Origin of the sequence: Rhizobium sp. 1399 (genome assembly GCF_031455475.1) — a bacterium.
Classification (GTDB): domain Bacteria; phylum Pseudomonadota; class Alphaproteobacteria; order Rhizobiales; family Rhizobiaceae; genus Rhizobium.
The window spans coordinates 392,846-407,600 of sequence record NZ_JAVDSU010000006.1 but is presented as its reverse complement, the minus strand read 5'-3'; the positions used below and the strand labels follow the sequence as shown (position 1 = coordinate 407,600).

General features: G+C 58.4%; 13 protein-coding genes and 1 pseudogene. 5 read left to right on the top strand and 9 right to left on the bottom strand.

Going from position 1 to position 14,755, the window contains the following annotated elements:
• Positions 1–148: 148 nt before the first annotated feature.
• Positions 149–466 (top strand): DUF982 domain-containing protein, encoded by a 318-nt coding sequence (locus J2X71_RS21495; RefSeq protein WP_310384708.1) that lies wholly within the window; start codon positions 149–151, stop codon positions 464–466.
• 152 nt (positions 467–618) lie between these two features.
• Here the strand turns inward: J2X71_RS21495 and J2X71_RS21490 are convergent, their stop codons facing one another.
• Positions 619–2,397, bottom strand: coding sequence for an adenylate/guanylate cyclase domain-containing protein (locus J2X71_RS21490; RefSeq protein ID WP_310384705.1), 1,779 nt, complete (start codon positions 2,395–2,397; stop codon positions 619–621).
• Positions 2,398–3,012: 615 nt separating this feature from the next.
• On the opposite strand from J2X71_RS21490, the gene J2X71_RS21485 reads away from it, so the two are divergent.
• On the top strand, positions 3,013–3,408 hold the full coding sequence (locus J2X71_RS21485) for a response regulator (RefSeq protein WP_113322033.1): 396 nt from the start codon (positions 3,013–3,015) through the stop codon (positions 3,406–3,408).
• A 626-nt stretch (positions 3,409–4,034) separates the two neighbouring features.
• Here the strand turns inward: J2X71_RS21485 and J2X71_RS21480 are convergent.
• The 3 genes from J2X71_RS21480 to J2X71_RS21470 form a co-directional block, all read right to left on the bottom strand.
• Positions 4,035–4,223, bottom strand: a complete 189-nt coding sequence (locus tag J2X71_RS21480; protein ID WP_310384701.1) for a hypothetical protein — start codon at positions 4,221–4,223, stop codon at positions 4,035–4,037.
• Between the two features lie 314 nt (positions 4,224–4,537).
• Entirely contained in the window at positions 4,538–4,819 is a 282-nt protein-coding gene (locus J2X71_RS21475; RefSeq protein ID WP_310384700.1) for an SDR family oxidoreductase, read from the bottom strand.
• 160 nt (positions 4,820–4,979) lie between these two features.
• Entirely contained in the window at positions 4,980–5,924 is a 945-nt protein-coding gene (locus tag J2X71_RS21470; protein ID WP_029868561.1) for a DMT family transporter, read from the bottom strand.
• 96 nt (positions 5,925–6,020) lie between these two features.
• Between J2X71_RS21470 and J2X71_RS21465 the strand changes: the two genes are divergently transcribed.
• Complete coding sequence (locus J2X71_RS21465) at positions 6,021–6,632, top strand: CGNR zinc finger domain-containing protein (protein ID WP_310384698.1); 612 nt, start codon at positions 6,021–6,023, stop codon at positions 6,630–6,632.
• A gap of 80 nt (positions 6,633–6,712) precedes the next feature.
• Here the strand turns inward: J2X71_RS21465 and J2X71_RS21460 are convergent.
• The 3 genes and pseudogenes from J2X71_RS21460 to J2X71_RS21450 form a co-directional block, all read right to left on the bottom strand.
• Positions 6,713–7,198, bottom strand: a pseudogene (locus J2X71_RS21460) (ATP-dependent DNA ligase); the annotation flags it as partial.
• A gap of 61 nt (positions 7,199–7,259) precedes the next feature.
• On the bottom strand, positions 7,260–9,149 hold the full coding sequence (gene htpG, locus J2X71_RS21455; protein WP_310384696.1) for a molecular chaperone HtpG: 1,890 nt from the start codon (positions 9,147–9,149) through the stop codon (positions 7,260–7,262).
• Positions 9,150–9,415: 266 nt separating this feature from the next.
• Positions 9,416–9,739 carry a hypothetical protein gene (locus J2X71_RS21450; protein WP_310384695.1) on the bottom strand — a complete coding sequence of 108 codons (324 nt, stop codon included), beginning with the start codon at positions 9,737–9,739 and terminating at the stop codon, positions 9,416–9,418.
• A 427-nt stretch (positions 9,740–10,166) separates the two neighbouring features.
• Between J2X71_RS21450 and J2X71_RS21445 the strand changes: the two genes are divergently transcribed.
• Entirely contained in the window at positions 10,167–10,313 is a 147-nt protein-coding gene (locus J2X71_RS21445) for a hypothetical protein (protein ID WP_310384693.1), read from the top strand.
• Positions 10,314–10,528: 215 nt separating this feature from the next.
• Here J2X71_RS21445 and J2X71_RS21440 read toward each other — a convergent pair whose 3' ends face one another.
• The gene (locus J2X71_RS21440) at positions 10,529–10,813 is read right to left on the bottom strand and encodes a hypothetical protein (protein ID WP_029868566.1); all 285 of its coding nucleotides are present in this window, start codon (positions 10,811–10,813) and stop codon (positions 10,529–10,531) included.
• A gap of 462 nt (positions 10,814–11,275) precedes the next feature.
• Here J2X71_RS21440 and J2X71_RS21435 point away from each other — a divergent pair, with 462 nt between their 5' ends.
• A complete protein-coding gene (locus tag J2X71_RS21435; protein ID WP_310384691.1) occupies positions 11,276–11,593 on the top strand; it encodes a DUF982 domain-containing protein in 318 nt (105 codons plus the stop codon).
• A 670-nt stretch (positions 11,594–12,263) separates the two neighbouring features.
• Here the strand turns inward: J2X71_RS21435 and J2X71_RS21430 are convergent.
• A complete protein-coding gene (locus tag J2X71_RS21430; RefSeq protein WP_310384749.1) occupies positions 12,264–13,730 on the bottom strand; it encodes a PAS domain S-box protein in 1,467 nt (488 codons plus the stop codon).
• Positions 13,731–14,755 lie beyond the last annotated feature (1,025 nt).

Sequence of the window (14,755 nt, the reverse complement as noted above, 5' to 3'; positions counted from 1 at the left end):
GGTCTTTCCAAAAGGTTGTGCTTGAACAACCCAACCCTACCGGAAAAAGCCGATGACCACCGCTATCGACCTACACCACCTCTAGGGACATCATCCAACCACGGCATCCTGGGTGTATGAATCCATTCTCAATGGAACGGGTGAAGGCATGACGACGAATAGATATTCGGCCTTTGCGCCGATTGGTCTCAATTTCCAAACCAACAAGCCGCGAACGATCATCCGTAGTCTCACCGATGCCGCGCGCGTTCTCATCCAGGATTGGCCGCTCGACGATGGTGAGGAATACGTCATTGCGGTCAAGGCTTGCGCTGATGCCCTCGTTGGGAAGACCAGCCCAGAGGAGCTTCGGCAAGCGCTTCTGCGGGCCGCGAACGAGGCCGGCATTTCCGCCCTTTCGCTTGTCCAGGAGGGGACTTTGCGAGATGAGCGCATCGAGCCACGTCAGTTTCTGCGGGGCCAGTGAAGATCGCTTCGTGATGTTGATGTTTACTCGGTATACAGCGAGCGTTTCTACGAGTGTCGCAACGGATCGGACACCATGACACGCCCGTCTGCATACAATGGCGACGTACCGAGCCTGACCTACGCCAGCACCGAGACGCGGTTGCGCTGTCGCTACGCCGGCAAGCCGGCGCGCCTCAGTCCAACGCGGAGCCGCAAAACGTCCCGATCCTCACTGAGATAGGAAACATCGACAAGCCAATTCACATAGTCAGCCGGGCCTGCCGCCCTATCCCCGCACCATCGCGCGCTGACGGCATTGAGAAAGACCTCTGCGCATCTTTCGGCATCCTCGATCCGATCCAGATGAGCGTAAGAGGCGGCGCGCCATGCCATGTCCCGCGGCTCTCTATCAGGTGTGTCGAACGTTCTCTGTTCCAGGAGAAGTGCGGCTTCACTGTACCTCGCCGAAAGGAACAGGAGGCGCGACTTGTAATAGTTGTACCAACTCGGATAAAGAGGGTTCATTCGGTAGGCGATCTCAGCACCAGCCAGACCCCGTTCCGCCCGGCCGAGCGCTCCTTGCATCCAGGCCCAGAGGATCAAAATTGTGGCATCATTCGAATTCATGGACTTCGCCAGATTGAGGTGGTGCTCTGCTCTTTTGAAGTCTCTCCAGGTCAGGCATATATAGCCTAACGTGCACTGCACTCGCGGATCACTCGGATCAAGAGAAAAAGCTGTTTCGGCCGAGCGCAAAGCCTTAATCCGGTTCTCGTCGCGCTCCCTCGGGACGCCTATGCCGCTGTCGGAGGCTCGATTGAGGTAGATGTAAGCGAGGCCCGTATGGGCTCTTGCAAAGCTCGGGTCGGTCCTGGCGGCGCGTTCGAACAGCGCCTCTGCGCGCTCCTGTGCCCCAGGCCTGAAGTCGTCGGAGAGGCGGTTGCCTTGCAGGAAGAGGTCGTAGGCCCGCACGTCTTCCGGTCGGCGTCTTCGCGATGTCAACTCGTTATTGTCGATGACACGTTGTGCCACCATCGCAACTATGTTCTGTGCAATCTCTTCCTGCGTGGCGAAGATATCCTCGATGGACCGGTCGTAGCGATCGGCCCACAGATGCGTCCCACCGATTGTTTCAACGAGCTGTACGGTGATCCGCACCCGGTTGCCCGCCCGCCTGACACTGCCCTCGACAGCGTAGCCGGCGCCGAGAAGCCGCCCGATCTCGCGCAGGTCCACCGCCCGACCGCGAAGTGCAAAAGACGACGTTCGTGCAATCACCATCAATTCGGTGAAGCGGGCGAGTTCTGTGATGATGTCTTCCGTAATTCCGTCGCTGAAATAGACCTGTTCGGGATCGCCGGACATGTTCTCGAACGGAAGAACGGCGATCGCCGGTCCGGTCAAGGTCGAAACCTTGGGTGAAACGAACGCAGATCCGCTGAGCGGCAGATGATAGGTTCTGATTGGCCTCGAGAGATTCTTGAGCTGCTGTTCTCCAGCATATTCGATCGTCGCGTCGATCTTTCCGGCGAGATGTTCATATGCGCTACCGGAGATCAATATATCGCCGGGCGGGCAGAGTTGCTCCAGCCTCGCTGCGACGTTCACTCCGTCCCCTAGAAGATCCTCGCCTTCGACAACGACATCGCCAAGATTGATACCGATGCGAAAGACGATGTTGCTGGAGGTATCGGATGGATTATTTTGAGCTGCCACTGCGTTCTGAATCGTGATCGCACAGGACACCGCCTCGACGATCGAGGCGAATTCCGCAATCAGGCCGTCGCCCATCAGTTTCACGACGCGCCCGTCATGTCTGGTGATCAGCGGCTGGAGCACTGTGGCCTGCAACCGGCTCAACGTCGAAAGCGTCCTGCCCTCGTCCTTCTCGACGAGCCGTGAATAGCCGACTACATCGGCAACGATGATAGCTGCCAGCCGTCGCTGCAAGGCGCGATCCTCCGCTCATGGTAACAATCGTGCGCGAACCACTTGAAGGTTGTCAGCATAATCTGTGACCGGCGGAAGAAGCGAGGAAAAATCTCGACCAGAGACGGTATACTCGGGAGGGGGAGGTCGTTCTCTGTTGCGCACCGTTCACGCTCAGTTTCGGATGATGCCTGGCGGGATCGGGTTGGCCGCAGACCGCGAAATGCACAGCCTTCCCGTCTCACGAGCACAATGCCGGCGAAGCACTCGTCATGCCGGCCCCGCCGATCTGCGAACGTTCGCAAGATCTAATCGGCTGAGCTAGTGCGAGCGGGCAACGCTTGCGGATGCTTGCGACGGTTCTGACGCGCAGGTCCTTTCGCAAACGAGGGCCAATCCCGGCGTCACCGGCGGAGTGAGCCTGGTCTCTGCATCGGCGCAGATCGTGAAAGAGGTATGATGGAAGGCTGGACATCGGCAGACGACTTTCAGGTTTTGGAAGCCTGGTTCGATTGATCCGACCGAGGAATGGATGACCCGCCAGGGAACCGCGCCGGCGTGAAGGTTGATTTCCAAAAAATGTTGCTAGTTCTCGGACAAGGCCCATCTTGTGGCGAAACGGAACCGGAAATTTACATGCGCATCCTTATCGTCGAAGACGAATTCCTCATCGCAATAAACCTCGAAGGAATGCTTGCCGACCTCGGCCACGAGGTCGTGGGACCGGCGCGCACCAAGACCGAGGCGCTTGAGGCAGCAGATGACGCCGCAGTGGCGCTCGTCGATGTACGGCTGGCAGACGGCATCACCGGGCCCGAGATCGCCGAGGCCCTGCGGGCGAGGGACATCACCGTCGTGTTCACGACCGCCAACCCGGAAGCCGTTCTCGACAGCAGCGCCGGTGTCGCTGTGATCTCCAAGCCGTACGACGAGCACGTCATTGGCCAGGCTGTCGCCTATGCACAAGCGGTCCGAGAGGGCAGGGAGATGCCTGTTCCTCCGAGGCTGACGCGCATTCCGGTCGCCATGTAATGACTTGGAATAAATATCCGCAAACGCGCCCGTGCGCTATAGTCGGTCGGCAAAGCGACACAGCCGGGCATCAATGCGCCAGAGATTGGAGACCCCGGAACCAATTGGATGCGCTAACCGGAAGCTTGCGCACCGGGAGTGGTCAATCAAACAGCGATCTCGCTACTGCCGGTCTGTAACAGCGGGTGCGCGATCGCTTCTCGTCAAATCTGGTATTGTTCATCGCTTGGAACCTTTTCGCTCATTGCTCAAGCGTCTCATATGGTCGCGGTTCGAATTGCCATGTCAGCCTCTTCACCGGCCGAGCAGCGGGTCAGATTGACAATCCAGGACCTTCACTTTCCCCTGCCGTGTGATGGGGAGTTTCCCGGCTTTTCGTTGGGGGCGACCATGTCCTTTGCAATTGTTTCTGAGCTTCGTCAGGCGCACGGATGCATGCAGATGCCGACCTACGAACGCCGTCGACTCCTGCCCTCAGTGTCATCTCGACCTCGATACCGTTGGGCATCTTCTGGCTGACGACGGGATAGACCGTCTGGGAAGCAGTGCTTTTGCACGAAAAGCCGGCTTCGTTAGAGACGCATTGACTAGCTTGCGCGGCGCGACCTTGCACGATCGCTAACGTTTTATCGGAACCTGGGCGGCCGCGGTGGCGCATTCGCTTGGATTTCATGTAGGGGAGCGTGCTTACCTAAAAGCCTTCGTAGCTTGCGTTCTTCCAGCGCACTAATACCGAACTTCTTGCACAGTTCGGCGACGTTGTGTTCGTTCGGTCCGGGCATTCGAACCTGGCGATGGTCTTTCGAGTGAGACATGCTCGTTCCTCCTGATTGTAGAACGCGCGTGACCATCCTGCGGTTTCGCGGGATGTTCGAAAATAAGACGTCTTGCGGCGTATGTCTTCGACGCAACGGCACAGGCACTGCAGGCGATGTCAGAGTACAGGGACTGAAATCATCGGTGACCACACCGGACCGTGTCATACCGCGTGAGACGCCTGGCATTTCGACGCAATAGCGCGGCGAGCCCGTTCGACAGTGCTTTCGGACCGGCCGAAATGGCGCGCGTAAGATGTGGGCCTATTGTCGGCTTCCGGCTTTCCAGCTGAGCGCTCACCAGTGTTCAATGCCTATTGCGCGGTCCTTCCACCGTCGACCATGAGGATGGCTCCCGTGATAAAGCTCGACGCGGGGGACGCGAGGAAGGCGATCGCCTCTGTTACTTCATGCGGCTGACCTATGCGACCGACGCGGTGCTGGGTGGCGAAGCTGCGCAGCATCGCACGGCCGTCACCCTCGATGACACCTTCCATGATGTCGGTTTCGATCCTGCAAGGGGCGACAGCATTGGAGCGAATCCCACTCCCGCCGCCTTCGATGGCGATCACGCCGGTAAGCTGCGCAATATCCATCCCGCCCTTATCTTCCTCTGAAAATCCGCAGGTTCATCGATTATCTATGGGCGCAGCTTTAAGTCAAAGCCGCTTCCGATGACGCCCTTATCGCGGCTTTCTGCGAAAGCTTGCCCGGTACGCGTCTGTTCGGTTCAGGCATGCCACCGCCACTCTACGTTCAGCTTTCACAGGTCGCCGACTCGGTCGCCGGCACTCCCGACATTGCAAGATAGGCGCCGCTCAGCATCACGACGATTCCGATCACATCCATGACGGTGATCTGCTCAGCGAAGACAGCAGCGCCAAGACCAACAGCGATCACCGGCGAAACGAAAGCGTAGCTGCCGGCACGAGATGCGCCGATGTCCCGCAACAGGCGCATGAAGGTCGTGTAGCCGATCAGCGAGCCGAAGATCACCAGAAAGAACCAGCCGAGCCAGGCGGTGGTTCCCCAATTGCCGGAGAGAGCAGATAACGCCCCCGGTTCGAAAGCCAAGGCTGAAATCAGGAGTGCGATGCCTCCGACCAAGGTCGTCATGCCTGCAACGAACAAGGCTGGATAGGTTCGCAGCAGTGGGCGGGCGAGCACCGAACCATAACCGTAGGTGAAGGCAGCGGCCGCAACCGCCAACCCGCCCCATAGGCTGGCGCCCGGGAAGGGATCAGGGGATGGGGAAGTTTTGTGCGAAGAGGCGGGCCAGAACAGAACGATAAGCCCTGAGACCCCAAGAGCGATCGCAAGGATCCGACGGCTGTCCAACCTTTCTTCGTTTAGCAGGAGAGCGAATACTAGGAGCGCAATCGGGGTGAGCGACATCTCCAAAACAGCGGCCGTTCCGGAATCGATATATTGCATGCCCCAAAATAGCGGGCCATAGCAGAGCGTGATCATCAGAATGCTGACGGCTGTGAAGCGAAATCCATCTTGCAGCTTCAGGCTCGCCTTTTCGCCCCTTGTCCACGCGTATAAGAGGAGCAATATGCCGGCAGCGGTGAAACGCGTGCCGGCAAAAAGCAGTGGCGGGACGACGTCAATGCCGGCTTTGGTTCCAATCCAGGTGCTTCCCCAAATTGCGCAAAGCATCAGGAAGCGTAGTTGGTTTTTGCTGACGCCGGTGACCATGATGGCTCCGATCTGTGTAACGGGTAAAAATTAATTACACCGTTACAACTCGCTCTTGTCCAGATCGTTCCGCGCAACGATATTCACGGTATGAGCATGCAAAAGACGATCCATGACATCAGCCTTCTTGGCGGTCATCCGGCGCTCGACTTCGTGAATACAGTCGATAGTCGTGGTGAATGTTGGGGTCCCGAATTCCTGAACACCTACGACGACCTCGTGGTTTGGGCCCGTCGCGCTGATCTGATCGACGACAAGGAACGCGATGTCTTGCTCGCCAAAGCCGGCAAGCCGGGCTCCCACGCTGAAAATGCGCTTGAGCAAGCGAAGGAATTGCGCGAGGCCCTCTGCCGCCTGTTTCTGTCGGAATCCAATGTAATCTCTATCAGCCAGAACGATCTGGAGCTTGTTGACGGCATGGCCCGCCGGGCACTGGCGCAGCAATCACTCGGTTGCGCTGGAAGCAAAATAGTGTGGCATCGCGCGGACGCCAGGGATCTGGCAGCCATCAGCAACCGTATCGCTCAGATAGCGACTGACCTGTTGACCTCGCGAGAGGGACGGCGTCCTATACGCGCGTGCGAGGGGCCAAATTGCGGCTGGCTCTTCCTGGATCAATCTCGTGGCGGTCACCGGCGATGGTGCTCGGACAAAACCTGCGGATCGCACGCAAGGGTGCGCAAATTTCGGGCTGCCCGGGCCGACTGATCAAGGCCAGGCAGAGCAGATGCCTTTTCGGCTGCACAACCACAAAGTCGCCAGATCATTTGCCGATGTCGAAGACCGCGGTTATCCTGATCCTCCCGCAAGCCTTTATAGGATGCGTGGCGCAAAATCCCGTCGCCGGTCCAGCCGCGCAACTCGATCTCGGCAATGAGCGTCGGCTGCGCGAAGACCAGGTCCTTGCCTTTGAGTGGCAGGACTGGGGTTTTTGTCCTGAGTTTGTCGAGGGTCGCCTGAGATATGCCGAATCCTTTTCTTTGAACCCAATTCCGACGGAGCCGACGGAGACTCAGGCGGACCGTGGCGGCCGGCAAGGAGCAGGCTTCCGATGCCGCTGCGCGCCAATTTGGATTGCTCGTAACCGATGACCATGAAGCTCTCACTTTGCACGCACTTAACTTCAGGCAATCGCCGTTGCCGCCCGAGCGGTAGGTACTGTCGCGACGCTTGGCGATGATACCTTCCAGCCCGATTGCGCACGCATTCTCCAGCAGCGTGGTTCCATCGCCCGCAACTTCCACCGACAGCTGGATCGCGCCACCGGCGCCGTCGGGCGCGAGCTACAACTGCCCGCGCCAACCCAGAAGTGGCGGCCAAGAGAGCGCCGAGGATTCAGAGGCGCGCCGCTTTCTCGAAAAGACGCCCGAGACGTTCGGCAAAGGCACGAGGATCTGTCGGCTTATCGCCATCGAGAATGCGGGCCTGGTCGAGCAGCAGCTGCGCCGCGTCGCCTTTCAGCGGCGAATGATCCTCCAGGTCGGCGATTGCCTTGATCATCGCGTGGTTCGGGTTGATTTCCAGGATCGGCTTGGCAGTATCCTGGAGGCGACCGGCGCTCTGCAGGATCTTCTCCATCTGCCGGTCGTAACCTTCGTCGGAGGCGACCAGGCAGACCGCGCTTTCCGTCAGGCGAATTGACGCCCTGACATCGGCAACCTGGTCGGCAAGCCTGTCCTTGACAAAGGCAATGAAGGTCTGGGCACCGTCGGCCGTCTCCGGTGGTGGGGCCTTTTCGTCGTCGAGCGCGGGAAATTGCGACAGATCGGCGGCACCCTGCGTAATCGACTTGAACGTCTTTCCTTCGAATTCCGGCGCGTTCATGACCCAGAAACTGTCGATCGAGTCCGTCAGCAGTAACACTTCGACGCCTCGCGCGCGGAAACCCTCCAGCTGCGGCGATGCCTTCAACTGTTCCAGGCTGACGCCGGCAAGATAATAAATGGCGCTCTGTCCATCCTTGGCGTCCCGCACATAATCGGCAAGTGAGCGATATCCGTCCAAGGAAGCAGTCGTGCGGAAGCGTGACAAGGCCAGAAGCTGGGCACGCCGCTCGAAATCTTCGTAGATGCCCTCCTTCAATACGGCGCCGAAATTCTCCCAAAGCGTGAGGAAGGTATCCCCTTGGCTTTCGGCAAGTTTTTCGATCGCCGTGATGACCCTGTTAGCGACACCCTTTTTTATCGAGGACAGGACAGGGCTCTCTTGGATCATCTCGCGCGAGACGTTGAGGGGTAGGTCGGATGTGTCGACAAGGCCGCGCACGAAACGAAGGTAGCGGGGCAGGAGTTCGGCATCATCGGTAATGAACACGCGCTTGACGTAGAGTTTCATTCGGCCCTTGCGGTCAGGATCAAACATGTCGAAGGGCTGCGAGCCGGGAACGAAAGCAAGAGCGGAATATTCATGTCGGCCTTCTGCACGGAAGTGCACGGTCAGCGCCGGATCGTCATATTGGCCGGAGATTCCGCGATAAAAATCACGATACTCATCCTGACTGACGTCGTTTTTCGATTTCGTCCAGAGTGCGCTGCCATCGGTGATCCGTTGCGCTTCGCCGCCGGGCTTGTCGACAATGCTGATTGCGACCGGCACGTGGCCCGACTGCTCCTTGACAATCTGCTCGATGGTCCGCCGGGACGTATATTTCTTCGCCTCCTCCATCAGATGAAGGAGAATACGAGTGCCGCGTGCGGGCGCCTGCGCAACATCGACGGGGCTGACGCTGTAGTCGCCTTTACCGTCGGAAGACCACAGCCAGGCCTCGTTCGAGCCGGCCCGACGCGAGACGACGTCGACGCGCTCGGCTACCATAAAACAGGAATAGAAGCCAACGCCGAACTGGCCGATCAATTGAGCGCCTTCGGCCACTTTGCCGGCTTCAAGCTGTTCCATGAAGGCCCGCGTACCCGACCGGGCGATGGTTCCGAGCGCTTCAACCAGCTCTTCCCGGCTCATCCCGATCCCGTTGTCCTCCACGCACAGCTGTCGATGCTCCTCATCGAGCGACAGAACAATGCGGCTCTCGGGATCGGATCCGGAAAGCGACGGCGTTTCGATCGACTCGTATCGCAACTTTTCGCAGGCGTCGGCGGCGTTCGAAATCAGCTCGCGCAGGAAGACGTTCTTGTCCGAATAGACCGAGTGCACCATCATATGCAGAAGGCGGGCGACGTCGGCCTCAAAGACATGGCTCTCAGCGGGCGTTTCTGCGGCGGTCGGCATGTGTGCGGCTACTCCTTCATATTGAAAACGGCGTCGATGAGTTGGCAAAGTCATGCGCGAATTTCAAGGGGAGGATCGGCGATCAGCCCGACATGCGCGGCGATTGTCCCGCTCAAGGACGTCTGGTCGTGATAACGCTGCCGGTTCTACGATCGCCTATGCGCCGCCGGCGACACCATTGCCACGAAACGGTCGCCCATCCGCGCTTTGTCGTGGTTGCATATTTTGCTCGCCAGACGAGAACGCGATAACGCGAGGTCGGAGATCTAGAGGCTGATCTCATCCGTTATCGAATGTATGGTCGGAGTGCGCCTTTTTGCCGACATCAACAGGTCCAAATCGATAGAAGACGGCCCGAATTTGGCAAACAAGTACTTGGCCTCCGGGCAAGCAAGCTCGTATTTCTGCTGAAATTCAGCAAGCGTGTAGGGGTGTCCGCGCAACTTTTTGCGCCGCTCGAATGGTCGATCGGTGTGCATCTGGTGCTCCTGGCTCTTTTGGCGAATTAATGGCCGGCGAGCACGATTGTTCCGATCGCAAAGCTTGCGTTTTTCTGGATCGGCCGGCGTCCAATTTCTTAGAAAACACATGGCGCTCACCCCCTTGGGCGGCCAGGCAGTCTGTGACCGATCGTCTGGAAAAGACCGGCATCACGTTTTCCAGGCATCTGTTGCGACACCGGCTCACTGGAAAAACAACACCGGACGCCCGAGCCTGACGCTCGTAGCCGTCGGCCAGCCTCCGTGACGCCTACACGTACTGCCCGCAAATTCATTTGACGACGAGGCTTGCCCTCAGGCGCCATCCCGGATGGCTTTGGCGCGGGTTGTTCATTGACGCAACGCAATCAACCTCAGACCTTGGTCCCTCTGTTCCAAGTGCGGGGCTTATCTATCTCCTCATAGTATCATGTGGAGACGATATGTGATGACCCGCCAGGTGCATTGTTGTGAACTGATAGGAGAAATTCACGCCAGACGACGGCTTTGCGAATTCATTGTCTCCGGTGGCCGGATAATGACGACTGACAATCTTCAGGGTGGCTGGTGCGATACGACGGGGGACACCATGCTCCGCGAACAGACACGTATCAATCACCTCGAGCGCTTGCGTGAAAGCCTCTATCCGGAGTTTGCCGCATCGTTGGAAACTCCATTCCCCTGATCCGCGGCTTCACGGTCGCTATTCATGGCGCCGCCCAGCTGGATTGTCGCGAAATCACGATCCTGCGCCGTGGATGCCCTGGCCCAGAGAGTGGAGCGCAACTGTGATCGGTGGACTGCGCCAGCTTCTCACTGCCTACTCGGAGCCCGACAATCATGTCGGGCTCATTTTTCCGGCTTCGCGGATTAGCGGGCTTCATCCACTATTGCTGGCCGCTACCTGCTGGGCGTCGTCGGTGCGTTTGGGGCATTGCCCCCCGTCGGCGCAACCGGTGTCGCCGGGGCGGGGACGGCCGTCGGCTCTGCCTGATTGGTGGACGCGGTCGTTTGCGGATCAGTGCCCGGCGTCCCGTAGTTGTAATATGCAAATCCTGCGATGGCGATGAATGCTATCAAGATGATGAAAGCCCAGGGTCCGCTGCGGCGGCGGTCGATCGGGGTTGTTCGCAGGTCAGCATCCCGGTCGGGGCGGCCGAGGGGATCATTCGGTGTAAATACCATGGTGCATCCTCCATTTGTTGCTGAGAGAAAAGCATGTGGCGCTCTTTTTGTTCCAGCGATGGGACGACCGGTAGCTGAGTGCCGACGGCCTGCAGTTGCAGCTGTCGCCCGGGATGTTCTTCATCCTAGGGACGAGGTCGTCGTGTTTCGCAGCATGAGGCGACGACGGGCATTTGGACGGTGACGGGGGATGTCGACGCCGAAGCGATGACCAGATAACGTCGTAACGAGCAGGAGCGCAAACCGGTCAAAATGAGCCGTCACTCAGCCGCGGGGTGGGATCGTCGCGATATTGTTAATGGATAAAATTCGCGAATTTGACGATGCTGCTCATCGTTGGCTTCGTGGTTGACTGCCTTGTCGGCCCCGCCGAGCCGAGCGCCTCTGTTACCTCTTGAACGCTCGTAGACCCTTCACAATATCTTATCGTCAGGATCATTGGTGGCTTGTAAGGAGGACAAGATGCCGCTGAACGAGGTTCCATGGAGTCGGCCGGTCAGGATCCGGCTTCAGTGTGGTTTGGACCGCACATTTGCAGGCACATACGATGCCTTGGATTTCCTAGAAAACGAATGGCCATTCCGTTACGGCCAGCGACATGACCGGGCAGTTAAGTTGTGCCGGGGAGCGCTGAGTGGCGCGATACCCGCTGTGCTTGCTCGCGACGCGTTCGTTGGCGCATGCCTTGAAGCCGGCATGCCTACCGTAGCGGCGGGACCGGACGGGAAATCCACGGTGTTTCCCCGGCGGCTTCCTCATCTGGCTTTTTCAAGCAGATAACGCCGGGGAGGATGCTGGCGGCCGCAACGATGCTTGGCGATTCGGGCTCGCGCGGCGACAGCGGGGATTTAGATGCGCGAGAGGCGCCCTCACGCGCCTCTTTCAAAGCCGAAGCTAATACGTCGACGTTGCCAGCTTCGATCCGCTAGGAATGGCCACCGCGGCAAGGTTCACGTCCCGCCGCTACGCCTTCACCTTTTCCTGAGTGAAATTTGCCCGCAAACCAAGAACACCCCAATGACGGTGCGAGATCCTGAAGCGTCGAATTTGTCGTCGTTCAGGACGGTGCGTATCGTCGTCAAGACGAATGATCTGTCCCCTTGCCGACAGATCCATTTGGAGACCTCTCCGCGGTATCGCCCCGGACGGATCACCGCGGGCATACCACCTCGCCCTGGAATACCCAGTTACGGCCTGTTGGCGAGAGACTGACGGCCAGCGCAGGCCAAGCCGCCAGGAGTCTAGTTGGGTGGATCAGCCCGTGATAGCGATTCGCTTGATCTGCGACTGCGCCTTCTCTTTTCGCCAAGGCCACCGGTTAGAACTCCGTTTTGAAACGGGCATCGACCTGTTCTTCGTTGGGCTCGAGCCTGAGCGGAATGCGCCGCTCGAACATTCCCCGAGATCGTGAGTTCGGCGCAGTGCTGCGCTGGCCGACCAAGGCGCCTCGTTAGGCCGAGTCCGCAACCTCGTGGTCAGAATCTCTCCATTCTACATCCAGAGGTGCGCTGATCAGGCAACGCAGGCCACTCTCGTCATACGCAAGTTCTGCGCGGCCGTTGAGCTGTCCCGACGACATTGCCTCGATCAAGCGCGACCCGAACCCACGCCGTGAGGGGGGTCTAACCGGAGGGCCACCGCTCTCACTCCATAGCAGTCTCATGAAGGGGTCGGGCGAACCTTCCAACTTCCAGGAGACTGCAATTTTGCCAGACTCGGCCGATAAGGCGCCGTATTTGGCAGCATTGGTGGCCAACTCATGCACAATGAGCGCGATCGCGACCACTGCTTTGGGCGAGATACTGATATCCGGCCCACTGATGTCGACGCGCTCCGTCGAGTATGCTGACAGCGCTTCTGCGACCACCCGTCGAAGACTTGCGGCCCCCCAGTTGCCATGGGTGAGCAAATCATGGGCTCTCGCCAAGCTTTGCAGCCTTGCGTCGAAAGCCGCCCTTGCTGCCTCGATATCCCGCGCGCCCGCAAATGTCTGACGTGCGATGGCCGCAACCGTTGCCAGGATATTCTTGACCCGATGGTTTAACTCGGCGATGAGAACCTCCTGGACCCGCTCGGCTTGTTTGCGCGCGGTAATATCCCTGGCGATTTTCGAGGCGCCGACGATACTGCCATCCGCATCATAGATCGGAGATACCGTAAGGGAGACCTCCAAGAGTTTTCCGCTCTTATGGCGCCTGATCGTCTCGTGGGTCTCGATACGCTCGCCGGCCCTGATGCGGGCGATGATGCGAGCCTCCTCGTCTACGCGATCGTCTGGAATAAGAACTGTCACCGGCTGACCGAGAATTTCGCTGGACGAATAGCCGTAGAGCTTCTCGGCGCCATCGTTCCAGTCGGTGACCATCATAGAGAGATCGATGCCGAGAATTGCATCTTCAGAGGAAGCAATGATCGATGCGAGCCGTTTGAGCGTCGCCTCGTAGCCGACCCGGGCGGTCGTTTCGCTGACGATACAGAAGACCGCGAGAACTTTGCCGTTTTCATCGGATACAGGGGAATAGGAGATATCGAAATAGACCGTTTCAGGCCTGTTATGCCTCTCGATATAAAAAGGCCTGTCCTTGGCAAAAACGGTCTCGCCAGTCTCCAAAACCTTGCGCAGCAGCGGCTCCAAATCATCCCAGAGCTCCGTCCAGTTTTCTTTTGCCGGCCTGCCAAGCGCTGCAGGGTGCTTTGTCCCGATGGTCGGTGCGTAGGCGTCATTATAAATGGCGATGAAATCAGGTCCGCAGAACATGACGATCTGAGCACGGGAGGGAAGCGCGATATCGACTGCGCATCTGAGCTGGATCGGCCAGGACGATATCGGTCCAAGGGCGGTGCCTGCCCAGTCGCAATCGCGAATGATCGCGGCCAGTTCGCCCTTGTTGGACACGGCAGGATTATTTTCGCGCATAAAAGTCGCCTCGGTCTTTGTGTCACTTTTGAAAGTTCGCGAGCAGCAAGTCAACGGCAGAAAAGGTCCAAAACCGGCTCGTCTGCATATCGATGGGCGCGATTGTAAGTCCAAGATGAAATTAGGAAAATTTTCACGCGCGGCCACTGGAAACGGTAAGGAGCAGCACTAGGTCAGATCTCCTAAAACCAACGATCACCATTGCATGCAGGATATCAAGCGAGACCCCAAGGAGGCTCGCACCGAACGAAGATCGCCTCGTCAGCAGCGGACTATTGGGATTGAACGAAATCTTTCGAGGCGACGATCCCGCATCCCAACCGGCATATGACAGCCGGCGGCTTCGGGATCCGGAAGACTGCCTCAGCACAGTCATTGCGGCCTGGTTTGAAGGCCTGAAGCCCGTAAATGCGGACGAGGCGATCCTTCTGCTGGGGGCGGCCGAATGAACCGATATCGACCTCCCGGTTCCATGGACGGATTGAATGCCGTTGACGGGCTGTCGATGCGGAGCCCTTGCTGCTCATCCTCCCCAGGTTTTTCCGGAAATTGTTAAACTGTAGCGACTGCTCTAACCTCCGGGTCAGAGGTCGCGTGAAAGGCTGGCAGGAGAAGAGTATCAATGATCCGACTGGTTTCCTGTATTACCCAACAGCATAACTGGCCTCTATTGCTTGTCGCAGTCTCCGTCCTGCCGGCCTATCTGACGCATTGTTCCTGAGATCATTATCCTTGTTGTAATCGGTCGGCTGTTTGGCGAGGCGATGGTTGGGATCGGGCAGCCGTCGATCATGGGGCAGATCACTGGTGCTATTCTCCTCGGCCCCATCAGTCTTTTGGGCTCGTATTGTCCGATGCGCGATCGGCGCTATTTTCAACGAGCGACGCAGCCGCCGACACCTTGATGGAAACTGCCGATCGGTCATGCGTATTCACTGGACCCTAGCCGCCAGAACAACGGCGGCACGGGCTTTGGATCGGCGGCAGACGATGGATGTGAAGGTGGTGATCTAGCCGAAGGCCAC